Annotated in this window: 28 protein-coding genes and 1 pseudogene; 12 read left to right on the top strand and 17 right to left on the bottom strand. The window is 60.6% G+C overall.

What is annotated here, in order from left to right:
- The first annotated feature begins 4 nt into the window (after positions 1–4).
- Complete coding sequence (locus V3390_RS05320) at positions 5–754, top strand: hypothetical protein (protein ID WP_331703688.1); 750 nt, start codon at positions 5–7, stop codon at positions 752–754.
- Here V3390_RS05320 and msrA read toward each other — a convergent pair.
- Positions 712–1,203, bottom strand: a pseudogene (gene msrA / locus V3390_RS05315) (peptide-methionine (S)-S-oxide reductase MsrA); the annotation flags it as partial. The gene V3390_RS05320 and the pseudogene msrA overlap by 43 nt on opposite strands.
- A 73-nt stretch (positions 1,204–1,276) precedes the next feature.
- Between msrA and V3390_RS05310 the strand changes: the two are divergent.
- From V3390_RS05310 to rlmM, 3 genes are read left to right on the top strand one after another with little or no spacing between them, the layout of a single operon-like run.
- Positions 1,277–3,025, top strand: coding sequence for a glutamine--tRNA ligase/YqeY domain fusion protein (locus tag V3390_RS05310; protein ID WP_331703686.1), 1,749 nt, complete (start codon positions 1,277–1,279; stop codon positions 3,023–3,025).
- Between the two features lie 2 nt (positions 3,026–3,027).
- Positions 3,028–3,600, top strand: coding sequence for a nucleoside deaminase (locus tag V3390_RS05305; RefSeq protein WP_331703684.1), 573 nt, complete (start codon positions 3,028–3,030; stop codon positions 3,598–3,600).
- 5 nt (positions 3,601–3,605) lie between these two features.
- Positions 3,606–4,691: a 23S rRNA (cytidine(2498)-2'-O)-methyltransferase RlmM gene (gene rlmM, locus V3390_RS05300; RefSeq protein ID WP_331690305.1), complete on the top strand. Its 1,086-nt coding sequence runs from the start codon at positions 3,606–3,608 to the stop codon at positions 4,689–4,691.
- A 25-nt stretch (positions 4,692–4,716) separates the two neighbouring features.
- On the opposite strand, the gene V3390_RS05295 is transcribed toward rlmM, so the two are convergent.
- Together V3390_RS05295 and V3390_RS05290 are read right to left on the bottom strand one after the other, a co-directional pair.
- Positions 4,717–5,877 (bottom strand): FAD-dependent oxidoreductase, encoded by a 1,161-nt coding sequence (locus V3390_RS05295; RefSeq protein WP_331703682.1) that lies wholly within the window; start codon positions 5,875–5,877, stop codon positions 4,717–4,719.
- Entirely contained in the window at positions 5,874–7,097 is a 1,224-nt protein-coding gene (locus tag V3390_RS05290) for an FAD-dependent monooxygenase (RefSeq protein WP_331703681.1), read from the bottom strand. Before V3390_RS05290 ends, V3390_RS05295 begins: the two co-directional genes overlap by 4 nt.
- Positions 7,098–7,132: 35 nt before the next feature.
- Here V3390_RS05290 and V3390_RS05285 point away from each other — a divergent pair, with 35 nt between their 5' ends.
- Entirely contained in the window at positions 7,133–7,708 is a 576-nt protein-coding gene (locus V3390_RS05285) for a DUF6580 family putative transport protein (protein ID WP_331703680.1), read from the top strand.
- Positions 7,709–7,714: 6 nt separating this feature from the next.
- Positions 7,715–8,266: a cob(I)yrinic acid a,c-diamide adenosyltransferase gene (locus tag V3390_RS05280; RefSeq protein ID WP_331703678.1), complete on the top strand. Its 552-nt coding sequence runs from the start codon at positions 7,715–7,717 to the stop codon at positions 8,264–8,266.
- 25 nt (positions 8,267–8,291) lie between these two features.
- On the opposite strand, the gene msrB is transcribed toward V3390_RS05280, so the two are convergent.
- Positions 8,292–8,693, bottom strand: coding sequence for a peptide-methionine (R)-S-oxide reductase MsrB (gene msrB, locus V3390_RS05275; RefSeq protein WP_331690300.1), 402 nt, complete (start codon positions 8,691–8,693; stop codon positions 8,292–8,294).
- Positions 8,694–8,813: 120 nt separating this feature from the next.
- On the opposite strand from msrB, the gene lptD reads away from it, so the two are divergent.
- The 6 genes from lptD to V3390_RS05245 all read left to right on the top strand — a co-directional run bounded on the left by lptD (position 8,814) and on the right by V3390_RS05245 (position 15,831).
- A complete protein-coding gene (gene lptD / locus V3390_RS05270) occupies positions 8,814–11,183 on the top strand; it encodes an LPS assembly protein LptD (protein WP_425493016.1) in 2,370 nt (789 codons plus the stop codon).
- A 3-nt stretch (positions 11,184–11,186) separates the two neighbouring features.
- Positions 11,187–12,491 carry a peptidylprolyl isomerase gene (locus tag V3390_RS05265; RefSeq protein WP_331703676.1) on the top strand — a complete coding sequence of 435 codons (1,305 nt, stop codon included), beginning with the start codon at positions 11,187–11,189 and terminating at the stop codon, positions 12,489–12,491.
- Between the two features lie 82 nt (positions 12,492–12,573).
- Positions 12,574–13,587, top strand: a complete 1,014-nt coding sequence (gene pdxA, locus V3390_RS05260; RefSeq protein ID WP_331703675.1) for a 4-hydroxythreonine-4-phosphate dehydrogenase PdxA — start codon at positions 12,574–12,576, stop codon at positions 13,585–13,587.
- 4 nt (positions 13,588–13,591) lie between these two features.
- Positions 13,592–14,461: a 16S rRNA (adenine(1518)-N(6)/adenine(1519)-N(6))-dimethyltransferase RsmA gene (gene rsmA / locus V3390_RS05255; protein ID WP_331703674.1), complete on the top strand. Its 870-nt coding sequence runs from the start codon at positions 13,592–13,594 to the stop codon at positions 14,459–14,461.
- On the top strand, positions 14,461–14,847 hold the full coding sequence (apaG, locus tag V3390_RS05250; RefSeq protein WP_331690340.1) for a Co2+/Mg2+ efflux protein ApaG: 387 nt from the start codon (positions 14,461–14,463) through the stop codon (positions 14,845–14,847). Before rsmA ends, apaG begins: the two co-directional genes overlap by 1 nt.
- A gap of 12 nt (positions 14,848–14,859) precedes the next feature.
- Positions 14,860–15,831, top strand: a complete 972-nt coding sequence (locus tag V3390_RS05245; RefSeq protein WP_331703672.1) for a symmetrical bis(5'-nucleosyl)-tetraphosphatase — start codon at positions 14,860–14,862, stop codon at positions 15,829–15,831.
- Between the two features lie 48 nt (positions 15,832–15,879).
- On the opposite strand, the gene V3390_RS05240 is transcribed toward V3390_RS05245, so the two are convergent.
- The 13 genes from V3390_RS05240 to nudE all read right to left on the bottom strand — a co-directional run bounded on the left by V3390_RS05240 (position 15,880) and on the right by nudE (position 25,793).
- On the bottom strand, positions 15,880–16,422 hold the full coding sequence (locus tag V3390_RS05240) for a dihydrofolate reductase (protein WP_331703671.1): 543 nt from the start codon (positions 16,420–16,422) through the stop codon (positions 15,880–15,882).
- A complete protein-coding gene (locus tag V3390_RS05235; protein WP_331690293.1) occupies positions 16,389–17,183 on the bottom strand; it encodes a thymidylate synthase in 795 nt (264 codons plus the stop codon). Before V3390_RS05235 ends, V3390_RS05240 begins: the two co-directional genes overlap by 34 nt.
- Entirely contained in the window at positions 17,180–18,043 is an 864-nt protein-coding gene (lgt, locus tag V3390_RS05230) for a prolipoprotein diacylglyceryl transferase (protein WP_331703670.1), read from the bottom strand. Before lgt ends, V3390_RS05235 begins: the two co-directional genes overlap by 4 nt.
- Before the next feature lie 27 nt (positions 18,044–18,070).
- On the bottom strand, positions 18,071–18,562 hold the full coding sequence (locus V3390_RS05225) for a TPM domain-containing protein (protein ID WP_331703669.1): 492 nt from the start codon (positions 18,560–18,562) through the stop codon (positions 18,071–18,073).
- Complete coding sequence (locus V3390_RS05220; RefSeq protein WP_425493039.1) at positions 18,562–19,467, bottom strand: TPM domain-containing protein; 906 nt, start codon at positions 19,465–19,467, stop codon at positions 18,562–18,564. The genes V3390_RS05225 and V3390_RS05220 overlap by 1 nt, the downstream gene beginning before the upstream one ends.
- Positions 19,468–19,531: 64 nt before the next feature.
- The gene (locus V3390_RS05215) at positions 19,532–20,176 is read right to left on the bottom strand and encodes a LemA family protein (RefSeq protein ID WP_331703666.1); all 645 of its coding nucleotides are present in this window, start codon (positions 20,174–20,176) and stop codon (positions 19,532–19,534) included.
- 54 nt (positions 20,177–20,230) lie between these two features.
- Entirely contained in the window at positions 20,231–20,971 is a 741-nt protein-coding gene (locus tag V3390_RS05210) for a TerC family protein (protein ID WP_331690288.1), read from the bottom strand.
- A gap of 33 nt (positions 20,972–21,004) precedes the next feature.
- Positions 21,005–21,382, bottom strand: a complete 378-nt coding sequence (locus V3390_RS05205) for a diacylglycerol kinase (RefSeq protein WP_331690287.1) — start codon at positions 21,380–21,382, stop codon at positions 21,005–21,007.
- A gap of 75 nt (positions 21,383–21,457) precedes the next feature.
- Complete coding sequence (locus V3390_RS05200) at positions 21,458–22,777, bottom strand: sensor histidine kinase (RefSeq protein WP_331703664.1); 1,320 nt, start codon at positions 22,775–22,777, stop codon at positions 21,458–21,460.
- A 24-nt stretch (positions 22,778–22,801) separates the two neighbouring features.
- On the bottom strand, positions 22,802–23,509 hold the full coding sequence (locus tag V3390_RS05195; RefSeq protein WP_331703663.1) for a response regulator transcription factor: 708 nt from the start codon (positions 23,507–23,509) through the stop codon (positions 22,802–22,804).
- 82 nt (positions 23,510–23,591) lie between these two features.
- Positions 23,592–24,398, bottom strand: a complete 807-nt coding sequence (mazG, locus tag V3390_RS05190; protein ID WP_331704320.1) for a nucleoside triphosphate pyrophosphohydrolase — start codon at positions 24,396–24,398, stop codon at positions 23,592–23,594.
- Positions 24,374–25,231, bottom strand: coding sequence for a 3'(2'),5'-bisphosphate nucleotidase CysQ family protein (locus V3390_RS05185; RefSeq protein WP_331703662.1), 858 nt, complete (start codon positions 25,229–25,231; stop codon positions 24,374–24,376). Before V3390_RS05185 ends, mazG begins: the two co-directional genes overlap by 25 nt.
- 13 nt (positions 25,232–25,244) lie before the next feature.
- The gene (gene nudE, locus V3390_RS05180; protein WP_331703661.1) at positions 25,245–25,793 is read right to left on the bottom strand and encodes an ADP compounds hydrolase NudE; all 549 of its coding nucleotides are present in this window, start codon (positions 25,791–25,793) and stop codon (positions 25,245–25,247) included.
- Between the last annotated feature and the right edge of the window lie 22 nt (positions 25,794–25,815).

Genomic DNA, 25,815 nt, shown 5'->3' with positions numbered 1-25,815 from the left:
GCGCATGTGGCGCGTACTCAAATGGTTGGCAATGGCGGCAGTTCTCGCTGCCATTTCCCTTTTTGCCTGGTACTACGTTCAGGCCTTGCGGGGGCCCCACGCAGCGCCGGTCAAACCCGCTGCTGAGGCCGCCGCACTGACTCCGCCACCCACCTGGCATGCACCCGCCGGCGTGCAGGCACAGCAACGCGGTATCCCCACTGTCTATGGCGGCTGCTCGCCACCGCCCGGCAAGAGCCTGGGCAGCGAACCACTGCAGACTCCGGTGCCGCGCGGCATGCAATCTTTCGTGCACAACAATCACCGCCTCAAGCCTCTGTTCGGCTTTAGTGTCGATGCCACGGTCATGTCGGCAAAGGGTTATTCGACCGATCGCGAAGCCAAACTCGCGCCGGTGGATCTGGCCTTGGCCTGGGGCCGCATGCGCGACGACGCCATCATCAAGGCACTCCATGTGACCCAGGACCAACGCTGGTATCACTGGCGCTGGTACGGCAAGGAGCCGCTACCGACTGCAGAAATCATCCGCAGCAGCGCCAATATGCACATGATCCCTTCGAACGATGCGGTCCGCACGGCACTGCAGGGAATTCAGGCCGGAGACGATGTCCGCATTGACGGTTGGCTGATCGAAGCTCGCGGTGCGGATGGCTGGAGCTGGCGCAGCTCCACGCAGCGCGGCGATACCGGCCAGGGCGGATGCGAAGTGATCTACGTCTGCGCCGTAACGCCCGTGCCCCGCAATCCGCAGTAACCGTTAGGATTCTTTTCCAGATAGCGCTGATGGTATTCCTCGGCGCGCCAGAATGCGGGCGCCGGAAACAGGATTTCCGTCGTAATCGGCCCAAAACCCTGCGCCTGCAGTGCCTTCGCAAACAGATTCCGGGATTGCAGCGCCGCCGCATGTTGCGGCTCGGTCGTGCAATAGATTGCGGAGCGGTACTGCGAGCCGATGTCATTGCCCTGACGGTCGCCCTGGGTTGGATCATGCGCCTCCCAAAACACCTTGAGCAGTTGTTCCAATGAGGTCTGTTGCGGGTCCCACTCGACCTCGACCATTTCCGCATGCCCGGTGGCACCGGAACAGACCTGTTCATACGAAGGCTGCTCCCGCCGCCCGCCCGCATAGCCTACGGCCGTGCGAATCACGCCCGGTTGCTGCCAGAATCGCCGCTCTGCGCCCCAGAAGCAGCCCATGCCAAAGTAAATGCGTTCCACGGCTTTCTCCCGATTGCTCGTATAATTTCCAGTCTAATCAACCGTTTGTAAGCGCCACATGACTGATCCTAACGCCACACCCGCATCCACCGAATCCGCGCCGCTGAAGCAGGACTTCATCCGGCAGATCGTGCGGGACGACTTGGCCTCGGGTAAGCATACGGCCATCAAAACGCGCTTCCCGCCTGAACCCAACGGTTATCTGCACATTGGCCATGCTAAGGCCATCTGCCTCGACTTCGGCATTGCCGGTGAGTTCGGTGGCGTCTGCAATCTGCGCCTCGACGACACCAACCCCGCCAAGGAAGATCCCGAATACGTGCGCGCCATCCAGGATGACGTGAACTGGCTCGGTTTCGAGTGGAATGACCTGCGTCACGCCAGCGATTATTTCGAGGTACTGTATCTGGCCGCCGAAAAGCTGATCCGGCAGGGCGATGCATTTGTCTGCGACCTGAGCCCCGAGGAAGTCCAAGCCTATCGCGGCAGCTTTACCGAGCCGGGCCGCAATTCGCCGAACCGCGATCGCAGTGTCGAGGAAAACCTGGATCTGTTCCGCCGCATGCGTGCGGGCGAATTCTCCGATGGTGCCAAGACCCTGCGCGCCAAGATTGATATGAGCTCGCCCAACATGAACTTGCGCGATCCTGCTTTGTATCGCATCAAGCATGTCGAGCACCAGAACACCGGCAACGAGTGGCCGATCTATCCGATGTACGACTTCGCCCATTCGCTGAGCGATTCGGTCGAAGGCATCACCCACTCCCTATGCACCCTCGAATTCGAAGATCACCGTCCGCTGTACGACTGGTGCGTCGCCAAGGTCGACTTGCCGAACTCGCCGGAACTGACGCAGCCGCTGGTGGACACAGGTCTGCCGCGCGAGGCCGCAGTACCGCGTCAGATTGAATTCTCGCGCCTGAATTTCAACTACCTGGTCATGAGCAAGCGCAAGTTACTGGCACTGGTGAACGACAAGCTGGTCGACGGCTGGGACGATCCACGCATGCCGACGCTGCAGGGCATTCGCCGCCGCGGCTATACGCCGGGCGCCCTGCGCCTGATGGTCGACCGCGTCGGCATCAGCAAGCAGAACTCGCTGCTCGATATCAGCATTCTCGAGGGTGCCCTGCGCGAAGACCTGGACACCAACGCCCAACGTCGCCTCGCTGTGCTCGATCCGGTCAAGGTCATTCTGACCAACGTCGATCCCTCGCACGAAGAAACGCTGACTTTCGCCAATCATCCCAAGGACGAATCGGCCGGCAGCCGTAGTGTTCCGTTTGCTCGCGAATTGTGGATCGAACGCGATGACTTCGCCGAAGTGCCGCCGAAGGGATTTAAGCGCCTCACCGTCGGTGGCGAAGTGCGACTGCGCGGTGCCGGCATCATCCGCTGCGATGAAGTCGTGCGTGATATCAACGGCGACATCAGCGAACTGCTGTGCACGCTCGATTTGGAATCGCGTCCCGGCATGGAAGGTTCACACCGCAAGGTCAAGGGCACGATTCATTGGGTCAGCGCGCATCACGCCGTGCCGGCCGTTGTGCACCTCTACGATCGTCTGTTTACCGTTGCCAATCCGGACACCGATGAAGACGGCAAGACCTACCGCGACTATCTGAATCCAAACTCGCGTCGCACGGTGACGGCTTATGTCGAACCTGCTGCTGCCAATGCCGCGCCGGAAACGCACTTCCAGTTCGAGCGCACCGGTTATTTTGTGACCGACCGTTACGATCATTCGCCCGAGCATCCGGTGTTTAACCGGGCCGTCGAACTGCGCGATAGCTGGCAGGGTGCCTGAGCATGCTGTACGCACAGGTGCATCTGACCTTGCCGGCCTGGACGCATGATCTGCAACTGGAGCCGAGCTACCCGAGTGACGACGACAAGATGGCGTTGGCCATTGAACTGAGTCGCCTCAATGTCGAGCACGGCACCGGCGGCCCGTTCGGCGCCGTCGTGTTCGATGCGCACAATCGCGTGGTCAGTGTCGGCGTCAATCGTGTGGTGCCGCAGAGCTGCTCTGTTGCCCACGGCGAAATGATGGCGTACATGACGGCGCAACAGCGCACGCAGCGTTTCCGTCTCAATCGCGATGAGAATGACCAACCGGTCGGGCCGATCACCTTGGCCACTTCGGGCCAACCGTGCTGCCAGTGCTACGGCGCCACGGTGTGGGCCGGTATCGACCGTTTGCTGATTGCCGCCCGCTCCAATGACGTCGAGGAGTTGGCCGGTTTTGACGAAGGCCCCCTGCCCGCCAACTGGGTCGGCGAGCTGGAGAATCGCGGCATTGAGGTCGTGACCGATCTGCAGCGAGATGCAGCGCGTGAGGTGTTGCAGCAGTATCGCGATACCGTAGGAGTGGTGTACTGAACGGCATGAGCGCCAACACGGCGGCAGCCATCGGCCTGCTTGGATGGTGCCGACAGGGCTTTGAGCCCGAGCTGGCCGCCGAGTACCAGAGCAAGGCCGCGGAACTCGGTGTAGCGGGTTACGCCAAGGCCCAACGTGACAGTGGCTATGTCGAATTCCTATGCGAAGATGCGGCCGCCCTGTCGCGCCAACTCGGCACGAATTCCCTGATCTTTGCACGCCAGAGCATCGCGATGCTGGCATCCTTGCCCAATTTGCCGCGCGAGGATCGCATCACACCCATTCTCGACGTTCTGCGTGGAATGGACTTGAACGGTTTCGGTTCGGTCGCCGTTGAGTATTCCGATGCCGATAGCGGCCGTGAATTTGCCGGACTGGCCCGCAGTCTCGGCAATGCCCTGCGTGCCGCCTTGCGTAAGCATGGCTTTATGAGCGGCAAGGACCGCCCGCATTTGCCGTGTCTGCATCTGCTGTTGACCGGTGCCGAATCCGGCATCCTCGGCGTCAGCGACTTCTCGCAGCGACCGGCCTTCCCGATGGGGATTCCTCGCTTGCGTATGAATGCGCAGGCGCCTTCGCGTAGCGCTTTGAAGCTTGAAGAGGCATTGCTTACGCTACTGACCGAAGCGGAGCGCGAGAAATGGCTGCGCGATGGCATGCGCGCCTGTGATCTCGGCGCGGCACCCGGCGGCTGGACGTGGGTGCTGATGCGTCATGGGCTGCTGGTCACTGCGATCGACAATGGCCCTCTGCGTGAGCAACTGCTGGAGAACGGTCGGGTTGAACATCTGCGCGCCGACGGTTTTCGCTGGTCGCCAAAGTTTCCGCTCGAGTGGATGGTCTGCGACATGGTCGAACAGCCCGCCCGCGTTGCGCAACGCATGGGTGAGTGGTTTGCCAACGACTGGTGTCGCCGCAGCATCTTTAACCTGAAGCTGCCGATGAAAAAGCGCTACGCCGAGGTGGAACATTGCCTGCAGCGTTTTACCGAAGCCGCGGGCATGCCGCTGGATATCCGCGTCAAGCAGCTCTATCACGATCGCGAAGAGATCACGGTCTACGCCGGTCTGATTTCGCGCAAAGACCGCTAAGAGCCCGAACCCGCCGAACTGTAGCTTAAAGACCCGCTGCTTTGCGCCAGAACGCGCGAGTCAGACTCGGAATGCGGTTGACGACGCCTAAGGCCGGACCACGCACTAACGTCGGCAACACGGCATCGGAACTAAACAGCGCGTTGAGGGCTTCGAAACCATAGGCAGCGACGGCACTCTCGGAGCGGCGTGTACGGCCCCAACGATCCCATGCAGCCTGTTCATACCAGGCTTTACCTGCGGTCAACTCGCGCAGGCCGAGCACATCACGGAAACCGATATTGACCCCCTGCCCGGCCAACGGATGCACGACATGCGCGGCATCGCCCAATAGCGCGACGCGGCCTTCGACAAACGAAGTCGCCAGTTGGCGACGCAGCGGAAACGCCGCGCGCTGACTGACGGCAGTTAGCGCGCCTAGAGGGCCATCGAAGGCGCGCTCGAGCCGCTGCAGGAATTGCGCATCGTCCAACGCCAGCAGCTCCTGCGCCAGGGCATCGGGCACGGTCCACACAATGGAGCTGGTACGGCCTTCGACGGGCAGAAATGCCAAGGGGCCCGTCGGCAGGAAGCGTTGCCAGCACGTGCTTTGGTGATCGAGCTCGTGCTCGACATAAGCCACGATGCCGCGTTGTCCGTAATCGTGCGCCTTGGTTTCAATGCCGATGGACTGACGAACTTGCGATCCGCCTCCGTCGGCGGCCAGGACGCGGCGCGCCTCAAGATGTTCACCGCTATCGAGTACGAGACGGACACTGCGCTCTTCGTTGGCGATCTCAACAACGCGAGTGCCGAGCAGTAAACGCACGTCGGTCGCACGCAGGGATTGCCACAAGGCATCCTGCAGCAAGGCATTTTCAACGATCCACCCCAACTGCGGGCGCGCTAAGACCGCGGCAGAAAAGACAATCGGTTGTTTGGGTGCGGCCGCATCCCACACCTGCATGCGGCGATATGCAGGCGCTCGGAGTTGGCGGATACGGGCGCCCGCACCGACATCGTCCAGCAGTGCCATCGAATCCGGCGCGATGGCAAACACACGCAGATCTTTGTTCTGCGAATTCCAGGGAGCGGGTTCGTGCGGTTCGATCAGCGCGACTTGCAGGCCTTTGCGCTGCAGTTCCAACGCCGCGGTCGCACCGACGGCGCCGCCGCCCACGATGACGGCATCGAGAATGCGGCTCATGGCAAGTCCCTGCACAGTTCAGGCACATCGCCGCCAAGGCCCATGGCCTGCGCAACCACGCGGTCCTTGACCGATTGCACGCGACCGACCAGCGCCATGCCCAAGGTACGCAACGGCCGCAAGGGAATGAGCGGATTGGTGCCGAGCGTGGCCATCGTATGACTGAAAGCTAGCGTGCGTTCGCGGTCTTCGCGACGGCGCTGCACGTATTGCTGCAGCATGGTGGCATCACCGATGCTTGCTGCTGCGGCGATGCCTTCGGCCAGGGTCAAAGCATCGCGCAAACCGAGGTTGAACCCTTGCGCGCCGACCGGATGCAGCGATTGCGCCGCATTACCGACCAGCACTCCGTGAGGAGCCGTTAACGCCGTCGCGACATCACGCCTTCCGGCATAACGCGAGCGCTCACCCACGGAGATCAGGCGACCAGCGCGATAGCCGAACCGATCCTGCACGTACTGCAGGTACTCGGCATCGGCCATCGCCATCACGCGATCGGCATCGGCGCGATCCACACCCACAATCAGGCCGACCTGACCGTCGCCACGCGGCAGCAGGGCCAAGGGGCCATGATCACTAATCCGTTCGAAGGCCGCGCCATTCAACGGGCGATCCAGTCGCGCCGCTGCAACGAACAGGTCGTGACGGTAATCAAAGGACGTGGTGTTGATTGCGAGCGCGGAACGGACCCCGCTCGCCGCGCCATCGGCACCGACCAGCAATTGGCATGGCAGCACCTGCTCTGCTCCATCGGCGATGTAATGCACCTGCCGAACACCGTCCAGCTCGGAAGTGGCGGTAAATCGCGCGGGTCGAATACGCGTCAGGGTCTTTAAAGCAGACAGTCGCTGCTCCAGCGCGCGCCCGAAGTCACTGGCGATCACGACGCGCCCGAACTCGCTTCGACCGTAATCGGAGGCTTGCATGACGACGCGGCCAAAATCACCGACGCGGCTCGTCTCAATGCGGCGAATCGGCCCGGAAGGAGCCGCCAGCAGGGGCATGACCCCCAACGCAGTCAGCGCGTTCACGGTGGCCGCATTGAAGCTCAAGTTGCGCTGGTCGAACACCCGTGGCATTCCGGTGCCGGCATGCGCTTCGAGCATCACTGCCCGCAGGTTTAGTGGCTCCAGGGCGATGGCCAGACAGGATCCGACGAGGCCGCCGCCGACAATGACAATATCGGCCGGGGGAGCAACGGTTACAGGGGAGCTAGGCATTGCGTTATCCTAATGGTTCCTAGGAGCGCTCTCAAATGAACATGAACACCACCAACCCTCGTCTGGCCGTCGGGCCACTGATTCTCGCCGCCATGATCGTGCTGGCATGCCTCTCGCGCCTGTTGCCGCATCCGCCGAACTTCAGCCCGATTGCAGCCGTTGGTCTGTTCGGTGGTGCATTCTTTGCGAGCCGCAACTCGGCCCTGCTGGTACCGGTGTTGGCAGTCGTCATTTCGGACGTGGCTTTGGGCTATATCAACGGCGGTTTGTACGGCGATTATGTGGGCAGCACAGGGCAACTGATCGTGCTGGGCGCCACTGTGCTGTGCACTGTAATCGGCTTTGCGCTGCGTAACCGCAAGTCCTCGGTAGCGGTTGCCACCGCAGCAGTCGCCAGCACTGCCATGTTTTTCCTGACGACCAACTTCGGCGCGTTCCTGGCGGATCCGCAGTATCCCAAGACCGTCGCCGGTCTGGGAATGGCCTATGTGGCCGGCATCCCCTTCGTCAAGTGGTCGCTGATCTCGACGCTGATGTACAGCGCCTTCCTGTTCGGCGGCTTCCAGTTGCTGCGCAGCGGCACCCCGGCTCTGCGCGCACAGACGGTCTAATCCACTGTGGGCAATCGGCTGTCCAAGATCTATACACGCACCGGTGACGATGGCTCCACGGGCCTGGGTAACGGCGAACGGATCGGCAAGGACAGTGCGCGAGTCGGCAGCTACGGCACGGTCGATGAGGCCAATAGCTGCATTGGGCTGATTCTGGCCACGCCGGGGTTGGACGAGCGCATCCAATCCCTGCTGACCACAGTGCAGCACCAGTTGTTCGATCTAGGTGGCGAGCTTTGCATTCCCGGACACGCAGCCATCTTTGATGCCGATATTGCACGGCTGGAGCAGGAGCTTGATGCGTTCAATGCCGATCTGCCCGCACTGAGCGATTTTATTCTCCCGGGCGGCGGTGAGGCCGCTGCACGCTGCCATATCGCGCGCACGGTGGTTCGCCGTGCCGAGCGCGAGACCGTGCAGTTGAGCCGTGTGGAGACGGTCCGCCCCGAGGCCATCCGCTATCTCAATCGTCTTAGCGATCTGCTGTTTGTGCTGGCGCGCGTGATGGCACGCCAGTCCGGTCACGGTGAGACCATCTGGCAGCACCAGCGCCGCTGAGGCGCTCGCCTCGCCTTCGACCGGGTTACGAATCGGGTTCGGCGACAAAATCCAGTGCCGCCGAGTTAATGCAGTAACGAAGACCTGTGGGCAAGGGCCCATCCGGGAAGACGTGCCCTAAATGCGAGTCGCAAACTGCGCAAACGGCTTCGATGCGCTGCATACCGTGACTGCTATCTGCACGCTCCGATACCCGTTCAGGTGCAATCGGCTGCACAAAGCTGGGCCAACCGCTACCCGAGTCAAACTTGGCGCTCGAGCTAAACAATTCCTGCTTGCAAGCCACGCAAACATAGGTGCCAGGCTCATGATGGTCCCAGTACCGGCCCGTAAAAGGAGGCTCCGTCGCCGAACAGCGGCAGACCAGATACTGCTCCTCAGTCAGCTCCCGGCGCCACTGGGAATCGTCTTTTTCGATGGGTTGCATAGTGGTGACCTATAATTCTGTCTGAATGAATATAACTGAACGTCCCCGTCGTGGATTGTCCGAATGGTCCGCTTAGGGCAAGCTAGCATGATTGATTTTCTACGTCCCGGATCCTATTGCGTGAGCAAAACTCTTCGTTTGCTGCCGTTAACCTTGGCAGTTCTAGCCGCCCTACCGGCTATGGCCAAGGATTACGATCATCTCGACTGGGGTCTGTGTCCTATTCAGGATGCCGTACCGCGTTTTGAAGACGCGGGCCGCCCCTCCTCTGATGCCCTGAACCGCCTCGGTCAGCCTACTGACATCGAGGGCGATACTGCCGAGGGCGACGAGACCAATCAGACCTTCTCCGGCAATGTCAATCTGCATCGGGGCGATCAGTTCCTTGGCACCGACAATCTCCAGTACAACGATGAGACCGGTGACTATGAGGCATCCGGTTCGGTCCGGTATCAGGACAGTAATCTGCGCCTGCGTGCTGCTCACGCATCGGGCAATCAGGAATCGGATCTGCACACCGTCGAGGATCTGAGGTACCAACTGCTGTCGCGTCGCGGCAATGGTGTGGCAAACAAGATTACCTTCCAGGGCGATCTGGGCACAATGGCGGGTGCAACGTATTCCACCTGCCCACCCGAAGAGCGTCGCTGGGAAGTGCAAGCCGACGAAATCCGCGTAGACAACGCGTCCGGCTTTGCAACGGCGCATAACGCGAAGTTGCGCATCGGCAAGGTGCCGGTGCTGTACATGCCCTATTTCAAGTTCCCGATCGATGATCGGCGCCGCACCGGCCTGCTGTATCCGGCCATTAGTCTCTCGGGCCGTAACGGCTTTGACTATAAGCAGCCGTATTACATCAATCTGGCACCGAATTACGATGCCACCATCACGCCGCGCCTGATGAGCGAACGGGGACTGGCTGTCGCAGGTGAATTCCGCTGGCTATACGAACGCGGCAATGGCATCGTGCAGGCCAACTTCCTGCCGAACGACCGGCTGCCGGCCAATGACCCGGACCGCTATCTGCACGATGACAACGGCAATCCGTACCCGGAACCCGAGTCACCCGACAATCGCGGCATGTTCAGCCTGCGGAACTTCCACCAGTTCAATCGCCAATGGTGGGCCTCGAGCAACTTGAACTGGGTCAGCGATCGCCACTATCTCGAAGACTTCAATACCTCTCGCTACGGCCTGGCCGAGTACATGGTGACGAGCACGGCGGGGCTTTACGGTCGTGGCAAGTACTGGAGCGCATCGCTCTCGGCCGATCACTACCAGATTGCCGATTACACACTAACCGAAGCATCGCTTCCGTTTGATCGCCTGCCGCGCGCGCTCTTCGAATACAACCGCCCGTTCGGTAAGTTCGAAACCGGTCTGGCAGCAGAGCTGGTCAATTTCCGTCATCAGGTTTACGACGGCGGGTCGCGCCTGGATGTGCGTCCGTATGTATCCATGCCTTTGCAGGGCGCCAGCTGGTTCGTCACACCCAAGCTGCAGTATCGCTACACGACTTATCAGATTGACAAGGATCTGGCAGCGCGTCTGGGCGGAAACAGTTCGCCGTCGCGCAGCTTGCCGATTGCCAGCCTGGATGCCGGCATGTACTACGATCGCCACGTGCAGATTAAGGGTGTCAAATATCTCAACACCCTGGAACCGCGAATCTACTACCTCTATACCCCGTACGAGGATCAGTCCGATCTGCCGACGTTCGATACCGTACCGTTCACGTTTAGCTGGGGTCAGCTGTTCCGTGACAACCGCTACACGGGTGCCGACCGTCAGTCCGACGCCAATCAGCTCACTACGGCGCTAACCACTCGCTTTATCAGCGAGGATACGGGTCAGGAACGACTTTCGCTGTCGCTTGGACAGATTCGCTACTTCAAGGGCGTGCAAGTCGCCATGCCGGGCGAAACGCCGCTGCTCCAGGGCAAATCGGCTTACGTGGCTGAGGCTTCGTTCGCTCCGACTGATCGCTGGCTGGTCAATTCCAGCTACCAGTGGGATCCCAAGCGCGGTGGTCGCGACCTGATGTCCGTGCGTGCCCGTTACCTGATGGGCAACCAGGGCGTGGTCAATTTGGCCTATCGTCACCGTCGCAGCCCGGTCACCTCTGAAGATCTAGTGAAACAGGCCGACTTCTCCTTCCTGTACCCGATCAATCCCAACTGGAGCGTGGTTGGCCGCCACTACTATTCGCTGCTCGACAATAAGACCATCGAATCGCTGGCCGGCGTCCAGTGGGAAAGCTGCTGTATCGCAGCGCGTGTAGTGGCTCGCCGCTATTTGCGTGATCGGTCCGGCAATCTCGACGATGCCATCAACTTTGAATTTGAACTCAAGGGTCTCGGTTCCGCAGGTCAGGATACGCGCCGCATTTTGCGTCGCTCGATCCTGGGCTATGACCGTGACGACTTGTACCTGATCCCGCCGGCGCTCAATGACCGCACCACCGGCAACGACGCTAAAGACCCGGATTAATTAATGAAACCATTTTTCACAATTTCTTTGACCGCCTTGCTGCTGGCCGCACCGGCCTTTGCACAGACGACAACGCCACTCAACAGCATTGCCGCTACGGTCGACGAAGATGTCATCCTGCGCAGCGAATTTGATCGCGCCATGCGGACCTACAGTGCGCAGTTGGCACAGCAGAGCAACGGTGCCAAGCCTTCCGAGGCGGCGGTGCGCAAGCAGGTCATGGAGCGCCTGGTAATGACCAAGTTGCAGGTTGCGCGCGCGCAAGCCAGCGGCGTCAATGTCACAGACGAAGACATCACCGCCGCTTTGAACGCAGTGGCCCAGCAAAACGGCTGGACTCCGGATCAACTTCGCGCCAATGTCGAGAGGCAAGGTTTGAACTTTGCGGACTACCGCGCCGCCCTGCGCGACGAGATCTACACGCAACGACTGCAGCAGGCATTTGCCCAGCAACGCGTCAACGTGTCCGAAGCCGAAGTTGATAACTATCTCAAGAACTCGCCGGCCTCCGGTCCGCAGTTGCACCTGGCCAACATCCTGGTCGCTACGCCCGAAGGCGCGACGGCCGCACAGATTGCCGATGCGGAAAAGCGTGCCAATGCCGCTGCTGCCAAGCTGAATGCGGGTGCGGACTTCGGCGCGGTGGCAACGGAATATTCCAACGCTTCCAATGCGCTGCAGGGCGGTGACTTGGGTTGGCGCTCGGTCGCCGATATCCCGGCCGCCCTGGTGGACACCATCCGCGGTCTGCAGCCCGGCCAGTTCAGCGCGCCGCTGCGTGGCCCCAACGGCTTCCAGATCATCAAGCTCGTTGACGTGCGCGAAGGCGCCGCCGCAGGCAATATCACCCAGTACAAAGCACGTCACATCCTGGTCAAAGTCGGCGCCGACGGCGACGAAGCGGCGCAAAAGCGCGCACAGGACTTGTATGAGCGTCTAAGCAAAGGTGCTGATTTTGCCAAGGCTGCCCGCGACTACTCACAGGACGTTGAAACCAAGGCCAATGGCGGCGATCTGGGCTGGTTTGAACCCGATCGTCACGGTCCCGAGCTGGCAACCGCTCTGCAAAACCTCGCCAACGGTGCCATCTCGACGCCGGTGCGCACCGCTGCCGGTTACCACATCATCCAGCGTCAGGACCTGCGTAGTGTCCCCGGTGGCGACCAGGCTCTGCGCGAGCAGGCCCGCGAGGCCGTCGGTCGTCGCAAGCTCGAAGAAGAATGGGGTCGCTTCCTGCGCTCCATGCGCAACGAGGCCTTTGTGCAGTACATGCTGCCCGGCTTCGAAGATGAAGCCGCTACGCCGTAAGCTCAGCTGCGCGCTCACCGTTTCACGCCAAAGGCCCGGGCAATTGCTTGGGCCTTTGGCTGTGCTCGCTTAAACTGAGACCATGACTTCGCGCCCACTACTGGCATTGATTCCCGGCGAACCCGCAGGCGTGGGTCCGGAGCTGACTGTGCGTGCGCTGCAGACGGCCCTTCCTGCCGATGTACTGGTATTGGCCGATCGGCAAACGCTGCACCACGCGGCGGCGGCATTGCACTTGCCTTTGGAGCTGCGCGAGGTGACTGCGGCGGATCCTTCGCAATGGGAAGCGGCCTTGCAATGGGCACGCGAGCAAGCCGCGCGCGCGGTGATTTGCCCGCTTGTGCAGGAGCGCGAGACGATTGCAGGTCAGGTCGATCCGCACAATGCGGCGGCGGTGATCAATGCACTGAATCTGGGCAGTGATCTGGCATTGGCCGGACAGGTGCAGGGACTGGTCACCGGCCCCACGCACAAACATGTCTTAAAACAAGCCGGATTTGATTACTCAGGCACCACCGAGTGGCTGGCACAACGCGCGGGGACCTCGGTGGTGATGATGCTGGCGCACTCGCGCTTGCGCGTGGCGCTGCAGACCACGCACTTGCCGTTGCGCGCCGTTGCCGATGCCATCACTGCCGAGTCCATGGAGCGCACCTTGCGCATCACGCATCTCGCATTGCAGCGTGGCTTTGGCATTGCCAATCCGCGCCTGCTAATTCTCGGCCTGAACCCGCACGCCGGCGAACAGGGCGATATGGGGGACGAGGAGCTCCGCGTCTTTGCACCGGTGATTGCGAAACTACGCGCCGAAGGCATGGTCCTCTCGGATCCGTTGCCGGCCGACACGGCCTTCCTGCCGAAAAAACTGCAACAGTGGGATGCAGTCATTGCGGCGTATCACGACCAAGGCCTGCCGGTTCTGAAATACTCGGGGTTTGCCGAGGCGGTCAATATCACGCTGGGGCTGCCCTACCCGCGCGTAGCGGTCGATCACGGCACCGCACTGGATATCGCCTGGCGGGGCGTGGCAGACCTTGGCAGTTTTGCGCAGGCCATAAAACAATGTGCGCAGATGGCCATGCATCGGCGACAATAGCCGCATGGCAACCCGCAAATCCTCAAATCACCGCTCGTCGCAATCGCGTCTGGACGGCCGCAATACCGCCGCCGGATTCGACAAGGCCGCCAAGAAGCAGTTCGGCCAGCACTTTCTGACCGATGGCCGAGTCATCGACCAGATTGTGCGCGCGGTGCAGCCGCAACCCGATGATCGGCTGGTGGAGATTGGCCCGGGCCAAGGTGCCATTACACTGCCCCTGCTCGATGCACACGGCCGTCTGACGGTCATTGAGTACGATCGCGACCTGATCTTTCCGCTGAGCGAGGCGGCGCGTCCGCACGGTACCTTGCGCGTGATCCACCGCGACGTCATGGAGGTCGATTTCACGGCTCTGGCCCGTGACGAAGGCCATCACGACGATCTGCGCATCCGTCTGGTCGGCAACCTGCCGTATAACCTGTCGTCGCCGATTCTGTTCCATGCCCTGGACCACGCCGCCGCGATCAAGGACATGACCTTTATGCTGCAAAAGGAAGTGGTCGACCGTATGGCCGCCGGCCCCGGCAGCAAGGTCTACGGTCGGCTCAGCGTGATGCTGCAGGCTTACTGCGAGGTCACGCCGCTGTTCGATGTGCCGCCCGAGGCCTTCAATCCGCCACCCAAGGTGGATTCAGCCGTAGTTCGGCTGGTTCCGCGCCCGCCCGCCGAGATCGGGGTCGCCGATCCTGCCATGTTTACTTCGGTGGTCCGTGATGCCTTCGGCCAGCGCCGCAAAACCCTGCGCAATGCCCTGTCCAAGATCTGTGACAGTGCCGCCATCGAGGCCGTGGGACTGCGTCCGGACCTGCGCGCTGAACAGATTGAGGTCGCCGATTTTGTACGGCTGGCGAACTCGCTTAAAATGGCGTGATGGAGAATCACCAGAGCGACTACGCCATCGACATTGACGTCACCACCCAATATGTCGATGAACAATCGGTCCCCGAGCAGGATCGGTACGTGTTCGCCTATACCATCTGGATCCGCAACAGCGGTAACGTGCCTGCCCAGCTACTGGCGCGCCACTGGGTTATTACCGATGCCAACGGCCACACCGAAGAGGTGCATGGCGAGGGCGTAGTCGGCGAGCAACCGTGGCTGCAGCCAGGCGAGGGTTTCGAGTACACGTCCGGCGCTATCTTGCCGACTGATCTCGGGACGATGCGTGGCAGCTATGACATGCTGGCCGACGACGGCACGCACTTCCAGGCCCCGATTCCTCCGTTTACCCTGACCATTCCTCGCACGTTGCACTAACGGGGAGTCACGATGGCGGTATGGGCAATCGGCGACTTGCAGGGCTGCTACGAGGTAACTCGGCGCCTGTTAGACGCAATTAATTTCGATCCGGCGCAGGACCGACTGTGGTTCTGCGGCGATCTGGTGAACCGTGGCGGTCAGTCGCTGGAGACATTGCGTCTCGTGCATTCGCTGCGTGAGCATGCCACTGTGGTGCTGGGCAATCACGATCTGTCCTTGCTCGCTGTCGGCCAACGGACGCTCGAGGAACAGCGCAAGGTCAACCCGGATCTGCAACGTGTGGTGATGGCCGATGATGCTCACGCCATGCTCGAATGGCTACGTTCGCAACCACTGTTCCATGTTGATCACGAACTCGGCTGGGGCATGGTGCATGCCGGTCTGCATCCGTCGTGGACCATCGAGCAGGCACAACGCTGTGCACGCATTGTCGAAGAGAAACTGCACGGCAAGCAGTTCCAGCGTCTGTTGCGCAACATGTACGGCGACAAGCCGGCATGGAATCCGCAGCTGGGCGGGCTGGAACAGTGCCGCGCCATCATCAACATCATGACGCGAATGCGCTACGTGACGCCGCGTGGCCGCATCGAATTCGAAGCCAAGACCGCGCAGGGCGAACAACCCGCAGGTCTGTATCCGTGGTTTGCCGTACCGGGCATGGTCCGTCGCGACCTGAAGCTGGTAGTAGGTCACTGGTCCACCCTAGGCTTGAACATCACCAACGGCGTGCACAGCATTGATACCGGTGCAGTATGGGGCGGTCGTCTGACGGCGTTGCGCCTCGATAGCGAGTCACCGCAGATTGTCCAGGTTGCCGGTCGCGAAGTCCCGCCGGAATTGCGCGCCGCCAAGCTGGCCACATCGGCCAATGCCAAGTTGCCGCCTAAGGGCGTCAAGCGCACGGGAGCTACGCGTCGTCGGCGCCGTGGTGGCCGAGGTGGTGGTGCCGGTCCGCGTCCGCCGCAGGGCGCTGCAGACTAATCGGCGAGTGCAATAAAGGCCGCGACTGCTCGGGGCCGGACGCGCGCGTTAGTTCGTAACGCGTCTTAGCGTAATCAGTGAAAAACCCAGCTTGCGCTCAGCGCCGGCGGGATAATGCTCTGACTCGACCGTCTGCCATTCGTCTTTGGCGATGGGCGGGAACCATGTGTCCACATCGAACTCGGCGTCAACACGGGTCAGATGAATCTCATCGGCCAATGGCAGGGCCAGGCGATAAATCTCGCCGCCGCCGATGACCCATAGTCGTTCGCCATTCGTCTGCTCCAACGCATCTTGCAGGCTAGTTACGGCTTGCATGCCGGCGTACGGCACTTGGCCACTGCGGGTCAGCACCAGATTGGTACGGCCAGGCAATGCGCGTCCGAGGCTCTCGGCCGTCTTGCGCCCCATCAGCAGGGTCGCGCCCATCGTCAGCTGTTTGAAGCGACGCAGGTCCTCGGGCAGATGCCAGACCAGCGTGTTGTCTTTACCCAGTCCGAGCTGACGATCGACGGCAGCAATCAGTGCAATCCGTGGTCGCGCGTCGGTCGCTACGCTCACACAGCCACCGGCGCTTTGATCGCGGGGCATGGATCGTATCCTTCGATGGCAATGTCATCGTACGTAAAGGCAAACAGATCGGTGACATCGGGATTCAGCCGCAGGGTCGGCAACGGACGCGGTGTACGAGACAGCTGCTCGTGCGCCTGCTCGAAATGATTGTTGTACAGATGCGCATCGCCCAGGGTGTGAACGAAATCACCGGGCTCCAGTCCGCAGGCTTGCGCCACCATGTGCGTGAGCAAGGCGTACGATGCGATATTGAACGGCACGCCCAAGAAGATATCGCCACTGCGCTGATACAGCTGGCAGCTGAGTCTTCCCTGTGCCACGTAGAACTGAAACATGGTGTGACACGGCATCAATGCCATCTTGTCGAGCTCACCGACGTTCCAGGCCGACACTACCAGACGACGCGAATCGGGATTGCGACGGATCTCATCGACAACCCATCGGATCTGATCAATGACGCGGCCATCGACCGTTTCCCATTGGCGCCATTGCTTGCCGTACACGGGGCCCAGTTCGCCGTCGGCGTCCGCCCACTCGTCCCAGATGGAGACCTTGTTGTCACGCAGATACGCAATGTTGGTCTCGCCTTTCAGGAACCACAGCAGCTCATGGATGATCGAACGCAGGTGCAGCTTCTTTGTGGTGACCAGCGGAAAGCCTTGGCGCAGGTCAAAGCGCATTTGCGCGCCGAAGACGCTACGGGTGCCGGTGCCGGTGCGGTCTTCCTTATCGGTGCCCTGCTCCAGAACGTGGCGCAGCAGATCGAGATAAGCCTTCATGCGAGTTGGGGCTGCAAGGTGGGGCTACGACGCGACAGCCACAGCAACGCGATACCGAACAGAATCAGCGGCACGCTGAGCAGCTGACCCATGGTCAACCAGCCGAATGCCAGATAGCCGAGCTGGCTGTCGGGTAAGCGCACGAACTCGACGGCAAAACGGAACACGCCATACAGCAACGCAAACAGACCCGCGACTGCATAACGCGGGCGTGGCTTGCGCGAGTAGAACCACAGCACGACAAACATTGCCAGGCCCTCGAGCAGTGCCTGATACAGCTGCGACGGATGCCGCGCGAAGGCATTTAGCGCACCCTGCGCGTACTCCTGTCGGATCAGCGGCAGCGGTTTCCCGGCCAGCTCCGGCGCGGTCGGAAAAATCACGCCCCAGTCGGCCCTGGTGAGCTTGCCCCACAACTCGCCGTTGATGTAATTGCCGATGCGGCCAAAACCCAGGCCCGGCGGTACCAGCGGCGCCACAAAATCAACCGTGTCCATGAAGTGCGTACGATGCTTGCGCGACCAGATCCAGATGGCCAGCAGCACACCCAGCAGGCCGCCGTGAAAACTCATGCCGCCCTCTTTGATGCGAAACAGCATCAGCGGATCCTGCAGGAAATCACCGAACACGTAAAACAGGATGTACCCGATGCGGCCGCCGAGGATGACACCCAGCATGCCGTAGAACAGCAAGTCACCGAAGGCCTCGGTCGAGACGCCCGGCAATCGGCCCTGGCGCACACGGCGCGTGCCTAGCCACAGCGCAACGGCAAAGCCGAGCAAGTACATGAGCCCGTACCAATGCACCTGTACAGGGCCGAGTTGGAAGGCAATCGGGTCGGCGTCGTGCAGTGCAATCATTTGGAAATCCGGAAACTACAGAAATACTTAAAGTACGAAGGGTGCGTTGGACAGCTCATTGTCAATGACATCGCTGGGAACGCGCGGAAACTCGAGCTCAGCCAACTCGGACAGTTGTCGAATGGCGGCAATGACCGCATCGGCGCCCTCGTTCTGATGCAGGCGCTCTTCGAGCAACTGACAGATGCCGCGCCACTGTTCGCCGCTGACGACCTCGTGGTAACCGCGGTCGGCAACGATTTCAATGCGGTGTTCGGCGGTCAGCATGTACAGCAGGACGCCGCTGTTGCGCGAGGTATCCCACACCCGCAAGTGCGAAAACACCTGATGGGCCCGATCCCGCGCCGTCATACCGCGCATGACATTGCCGAGGCCTAAGGACCGTTCGATCGCGAAACAGATCTGACCATTGTGAAGCGTCTCGCATTCGGTGATGACATCGGCGATGCGTTGCATGTCCTCGGCCGGAATCATCGCTGACACCGGCATGGCGAATAGGTTTTGCAGCCATCTAGGCATTACCAGCTCCCCGAGGCGCCACCGCCTCCACTCATGCCACCGCCGCCGCCCCAGCCGCCACCGCCGCCGAAGCCACCGCCACCACCGAAGCCGCCGCCACCGCCCCACCCACCGGACATTGGCGGGAAGTTGCCCCAGTCATGGTGCTTGGCAAACCGACCACCGCCGCCACCTAGAAACAGCTGGACAATAAATCCGATCAGCACGCCCAGCAGACCAATGCCGAGCAACTGCGAGGCACCGAACGCGAGAAAACCCGCGGCGCCCATGGAGAGCGGATAGCGCAGCAAGCCCGGCAACCAACCTAGAAAAATACGAATTAGGACCGCTGCCATCACCGCCAGCATCAGCGCCTGCATGACATCAGGGCTACGGTTGGAGGTCTCAGCCACCATCGGTTGCGGCAAGGTCTCGCCATCAATCAGTTTGACGAGAGTGTCGGTGGCCTCTTCGATACCGCCGGCGAAATCACCCGCGCGGAACTTGGGCACCAGGTACTCCTGAATGACACGGCTAGCCGTGGCGTCGGGGATGGCACCCTCAAGGCCGTAACCCACTTCGATGTGGACGCGGCGATCGTCTTTAGCGACGACCAGCAGAATACCGTCATCGACCTTTTCACGGCCAATTCGGTACTGCTCAAACGCGCGAACGCTGTATTGCGCGATGTCTTCGGGCTGTGTGGTCGGAATCACCAGCACCTGCAACTGCGAACCCTTGCGTTTCTGCAAGGACAAGGACTGTTGCGTAAGGCGATCGACCGTGGCCGCATCCAAGGTGGCCGTGGTATCAATGACAGGCCCGCTCAGAGGCGGGATCGGTGCCAGCGCCTGCTGCGCTCGGACCGTTAAGGAAAAACAGGCAGCCAACAGCAAGACAAGCCACAGCACAACCTTGCCGGTCATGACTGTGGCTTGCTGGCGAGGCGCAATGAAGTCGCGCATGGCGGCTTAGCCTCTACGACCCGATTTATTGGGCAGGCGCCGGGGCCGGTTGCTGTGCTTGCGGTGCCGGCGTGGCAGGAACCGCGCCGGTTCCGAAATCAACGGCCGGTGCCTGTTGGATTTGTGCTTCGTTCTCAACCGTAAAGTTCGGCTTGGCCTTGTAGCCGAAAATCATGGCCACAATGTTCTGCGGGAACGAACGGATGTAGGTGTTGTAATCCTGCACGGTCTCGATATAGCGCTGACGTTCAACCGTGATGCGGTTTTCCGTGCCTTCGAGTTGTGCCTGCAGTTGCAGGAAGCCCTGATCCGCCTTCAGTTGCGGATAGTTTTCAGACACCATCATCAGGCGACCGATTGCCGATTGCAGGCCGGTTTGTGCTTCCTGGAAGGCTTTCAGCGAAGCCGGATCATCGGCATTGACGTTGATCGAACCGACCTTGGCACGCGCTTCGGTCACTTGAGTCAGAACGCTTTGCTCGTGCGCGGCATAACCTTTGACGGTGTTGACCAGATTGGGAATGAGGTCGGCACGACGCTTGTAAACGTTGATGACCTGCGACCACGAGGCTTTAACGGCCTCATCTTTTTGGATGATGGTGTTGTAACCGCATCCGCTGAGCAGGCTGGCCATCACGACCGCCGTCAGCAACATCAGAATCTTACGCATGGAACTCTCCGGGAGAAAACGGGTGGTGACAGAAACAGTGTACAGCCGAGCGGATTAACTCGACGCGATGGATTTGGCCTCACGGCGGCGACGGGCCCAAATATTCAGGGCCTCGACAGCGGCGGAGAAGCCCATTGAGCCGTAGATATAGCCCTTGCCGATGTGCAGGCCAAAGCCGTCGAGCAGCAGATAGGCGCCGATCAGCACAATAAAGGCCAAGGCCAGCATCTTGATGGTGGGGTTATTGTCAATCAGGTTACCCAGCGGCTTGGAGGCAAGCAGCATCACACCAACCGCCGACAGAATGGCCGCAACCATAATGATCTGATACTCGGACGCCATGCCGACCGCGGCGATCACCGAGTCCAGCGAGAACACGATATCGATCACGGCGATCTGCGCAATCACAGTCCAGAATGTAGCCTTTGGCTTGGTGTGGATGTCCGCCTCTTCAGGCTCACCGATGATCAGATCCTTGATTTCGGCAATGCCCTTATAAATCAGGAATATGCCGCCGAAAATCAGTACGAGATCACGGGTTGAAAAGCCGCGACCCATAAAGGTAAACAGATCATGGGTCTGGTTCGCCAGCCAGGCCAGCGACAGCAGCAGCAGAATGCGGGTCACGCAGGCAGCGGCGATACCGAAACGGCGGGCTCGTTCGCGCTGGACGGGCTCCAGGTGGCTGACAGCAATGGAGATAAACACCAAATTGTCGATGCCCAGCACAATTTCGATGGAGGCCAGGGTAATCAGCAGGATCCACGCTTGCGGATCGGTCAACAGCTCAAGCACAACTTCTCCTTAAAAAATTCAGTAGTTACTTTATCAAATGCGCGGAAGCAGGATCAGGCCCCACGTGACCAGCACGTTCATCATCAGCACAAAAACCGCGGCGGAGCCCATGTCCTTGGCCCGCCCGGCGAGTTCGTGAAAATCGTCACCGTAGCGGCCGATCACGGCCTCAACTGCGGAATTGGCCAATTCCATGCTCAGAACCAGCAGTATCGAACCGATCATCAGTACGCGTTCGACCGGTGTCTCACCGAGCCAGATCGCCACCGGAGTCAGCACCGCTGCCAGATAGCACTCGAGACGGAACGAGGACTCGTGCAACCAGGCGGCTTTGAGGCCCTGAAAGGACCATCTGGCGGCCTTGATGATGCGCTGCGGACTGCGCGGCAAGTGTCCGTACTCATCTGCCATCTGGGTATTGTCCAATTCAGAATCCAGCGCAGATTTTGCCACATTTACCCGGGTGAGCGCCGCCACCGGCCCGCTTTACGGGCTAAATCGGAGCTCGGCACGCGTGCCATTGCCCGGCTCACTGTGCAGAACGACATGCCAGCCGGCCCGTTCTGCCAACTGACTTACCAAGGTCAGACCAATGCCCTGCCCCTCGGCGGCGAACGGATCTTCGCGAAATAAAGGATCGAAGGCGCGGCTGAGCGCTTCATCACTCATGCCACTGCCGGAATCCTGCACACTCACGCATTCGGGCGTGACCTCCACCCGAACCAGCCCTTGCGCCGTAAAGCGCATCGCATTGGCAAGCAGCTGTTCCATGATTAGCGCGAAGGCCTGTGCCGTACCGTTCACGATCACCGGCGAGCCCGGGTCCAGGATCAGTTTCACATCGCGATCAGCAAACCGCGTGCGCACTAAGGTCATCTGCTGCTCGGCCAACTCACGCACTTCGAACGGTTCGGCCAGCATGCGGACTTCGTTCTCACGCGTGAGTAGCATCAGCGCATCGAGTTTGGACTGAATACGGCCACTGGCCTGCCGCAACCGTTGCAGAATACGTCGGCTCGCGGGCAAATCCGACAATTGCGTCTCCAGCGAATCGACGGACATATCAATTACGGTAAGTGGCGTGCGCAGTTCATGACCGGCATCGCGCAGGAACTGATTTTCACGCAGTGTAAAAGCCCGAATCCGCTGCGCCAACCCGTACATCGCCTGCCACAGATTGCGAGCCTCGACACTCGCGGATGCCTGCGGCTCCATAGCGCGCAGGGCCGAATCGTCCAGTCGTCCCGGCCGCCACGCATTAACCGCATCAGAAAGCTCACGAATCGGCGTCATTACGCGCTTGACGGCCAAGTACGATTGCCAGGTCACCAGTCCGAATGCCAGGATGGTCGCGAGCGCCACTGTGGCAAGAAACCACGCCATGTTACGGTTGGCAATGTGCGTATCGCGCACCAGATACACATCCAGGCCGTTGAGCTGAAGCCGCAAGTGGCGCCAGTTGATATCGAGGCCCGGGGTCGTGTTCGGACGGAGCTGTTCGTCCATGCGCTGCTGAAAGCCCGGTTGCAAACGCGTTCCTTGCAGAAACCCGGCATACCGCTGCTCAGCCGTTTGCGATGGCGCCGCAAGGAATACCGCGGCGTTACCGAACTGGTATGTCTGAACCTGGGGGTTGTCCGCATGCTGCCGAACCGCCTGTTTGGCTACGGCTGTCAGTTCCTGACGCATGCGGAACTCGCCGAACAGTACCGCGAGACTCAGCAGCGCCAGCAGCAGCAAGGCGCAACCGAAGATGCCCTGGCGGATAAAAACTGTTCGGATTTGCGAAGGTAGGCGCTGAGACATGGCCTACATCTTATCGGGCGTGTGTTAAATCGAAGTCTGCACGTCCGCGATGCGATAGCCCGCCGACTGCACGGTATGCAGCAGCTGACGCTCAAAGTTCTTGTCGACCGCCTTACGGACGTTGTACAGATGACTGCGCAAGGTATCCGAATCCGGCAACGCATTGCCCCAGATCTCGCGTTCGATCTCCTGACGGCTCACTACCCGTGGCGATTCACGCATCAGAATGGTCAGCAATTTGAGACCGATCGGCGACAGCTGCAGTTCGTTGCCGGCACGCGTGGCGCGCATTGACGACGGATCGAGTTCGAGATCAGCTACCTTGAGCAGTTCCCCACCGATCTGACGGCGCTCACGGCGGATCATCGCGCGCAGGCGCGCTTCGAGCTCCTGCACAGCAAAGGGCTTGGTCAGGTAGTCATCGGCGCCGGCTGACAGACCATCCAACTTCTCCTCGAGCGCATCGCGCGAGGTCAGCATCAGGATCGGCGTGGCCTTGCGCGCATCCTCACGCAGGCGGCGACACACTTCCATGCCGTCCATGCGCGGCAGCATCAGATCCAGGATGATTACGTCGTAGTTATTGTCCGTGGCCAACCGTAGACCATCGGCCCCGTCGGCGGCAAAGTCCACATCGAATCCCTTGGACTCCAGGTATTCACCCACCATTTCGCTGATATCGCGGTTGTCCTCAACAATCAGTACCAGCCCACCGTCGCGTGTATGTTGCATCGTGTCCCTCGTGCTCGTCTTGATGTTTATGAATGAATCGTGTTCAGTTTAGTCAAGATCCTGAAACCACCGCTGAACCAAGCTATTTGACGCGGTTCCACATCATCTCGAGTTCAGACAACGGTAAGTCTTTGAAGACGCTCACCTGCGCCTTCGCCAATGCTTCCATGGACCGGAAGCGAGTTTCAAACTTGCGGTTCGCCGTGCGCAAGGCGGTACCGGGATCAACCTCGAGATGCCGTGCCAGATTGACCGCGACAAACAGCAGGTCGCCGACTTCCTCTTCGATTCGATCCTTGTTGTCAGCGCCGTTGCGTTGCGCCTCAATTTCGTCTTCGACTTCCTTCAGCTCTTCGCGCAGTTTGGCGATAACCGGCTCAGTCGAAGGCCACTCAAAGCCTGATCGCGCAGCGCGCTTTTGCAGCTTGATCGCACGTTGCCACTCCGGCAGACCCCGAGTAACGCCGGCCAAGGCCGAAGTATCCTGCTCGCCCTTGGCTTCGCGCTCGCGCTGTTTGTGCTGTTCCCATAACTCCGTCTGCGCTTGCGCATCGGCGACGTGCTCAGCACCAAACACATGCGGGTGGCGGCTCACCATCTTGTCGACGATGGCGGTGACCACATCGTCAAATGCAAACGCCTTCTGCTCCTGTGCCATCTGCGCATGGAACACCACTTGCAGAAGCAGATCGCCAAGCTCCTCACGCAGATCGGCCATGTCATTGCGGTCGATGGCATCGGCGACTTCGTACGCTTCTTCGATGGTGTACGGCGCGATCGTTCTGAAGTCCTGCTGCAGATCCCACGGGCAACCGGTCTGCGGGTTTCGCAGCGCGGCCATGACATCGAGCAATCGTTGAATATTCAAGCGGATACGGGCTCCATCCAGAGACGCCAGGGCAAGGACGCATCACCAATCGCAACGAGCGAAGGGACGAGCAGAGATTCGGATTGGTTGTAGCGCAACGGTTGGCCGTGGAGATCGAAAACGGCGCCGCCCGCGGCTTCGAGAATGGCCTGGGGCGCTGCGACATCCCACTCCATGCACGGATGAAGGCGCAGCATAAAGTCGGCATCACCCTGTGCAATCGCGGAGTACTTGAGTGCGGAGCCCTGCTGAATGCAAGTTGCAGGTCCCCACTCGCTCGCATCAAGGCGAGCCAGTACTGTGGCCTCACCATCGCCGCGATGGTCGCGGCTGGCCAGGATGCGGACCGGCCGTTGCGCCGGCGCGGCGATTCTTATGGCACTGGCCTGCCGCGGGTCGGCATCGGCATCCATGCGCCACGCACCGTAATGCTTGCCGCCGAACCAGGTGGTTTGCAGCACCGGTGCGTGCACGGCGCCCCAGATCACTTCGCCCTGATGCACCAGCGCGACGTTGATGGCGAACTCACCGCTGCGGCGCAGGAACTCCTTGGTGCCGTCGAGCGGATCAACGAGCCACAGCGTGTCGGCTTGCGAGCGGGTCGTTGCGGCGTGATTGCGGGTGTCTTCCTCGCTCAGGATCAGCCAGCCCCAATCGGCAAGGCCCTGAGCAAGAATCCGATGCGAGGCCAGGTCAGCCTCAGTCAACGGTGACCGGTCGGCCTTTTGCGTGGCGATGACGGTCTGATCACTGTCGTAGACATCAAGGATGGCGCGACCGGCCGTTGCCATACATTGCAGGACCGAGTGCATCTGCGGAATCGACCACCGCGGCGTAGGATTCGAATCGGTCATTTAAGTATGCGGTTCAACCGAATTCGCGCAGCCATTGCCGCGCGATAAACAACGCCGCAAACGAGCGGCCGTCGGTCATGTCGGGCCGCAATAGCAGCGATTCGAGATCGTCGAGTCGCCAGCTCACCAGCTCCAGCGATTCGGGCTCATCGCCTTCGAGCGTTTCCGGATACAGATCGCGTGCGATCACCAGCTCCGCCGCATGCGTCATGTAATTAGGATTGAGGCTGATGCTGCGAACGTGATCGAGACGACGGGCACCAAAACCGATTTCCTCACGCAGTTCGCGATTGGCCGTTTCAACCGGGGTTTCACCCGGATCGATGCGGCCTTTAACGGGGCCCAGCTCATAGTGCTCCATGCCGCAGGAATACTCGCGGATCAGATACACGTGCTCGGGATCCGGCAGGGCCACGACATACACAGCGCCATGGCCGGGCTGAAGCATGCGGCGATAGGTGCGTGCCTCGCCATTGGAGAATTCGAGATCAATCTCCTCGCCATGCGGCGGCTGCCCTAGGATGGGGCGGCGAGCGTGGATGATCGGATAGCGTCGCGTCATGGATAATGGAACGATGAACCCT

The sequence above is a fragment of the Aquilutibacter rugosus genome, assembly GCF_036541335.1.
Lineage (GTDB): Bacteria > Pseudomonadota > Gammaproteobacteria > Xanthomonadales > Xanthomonadaceae > Aquilutibacter > Aquilutibacter rugosus.
This window is presented reverse-complemented; position numbering and strand designations above follow the sequence as displayed.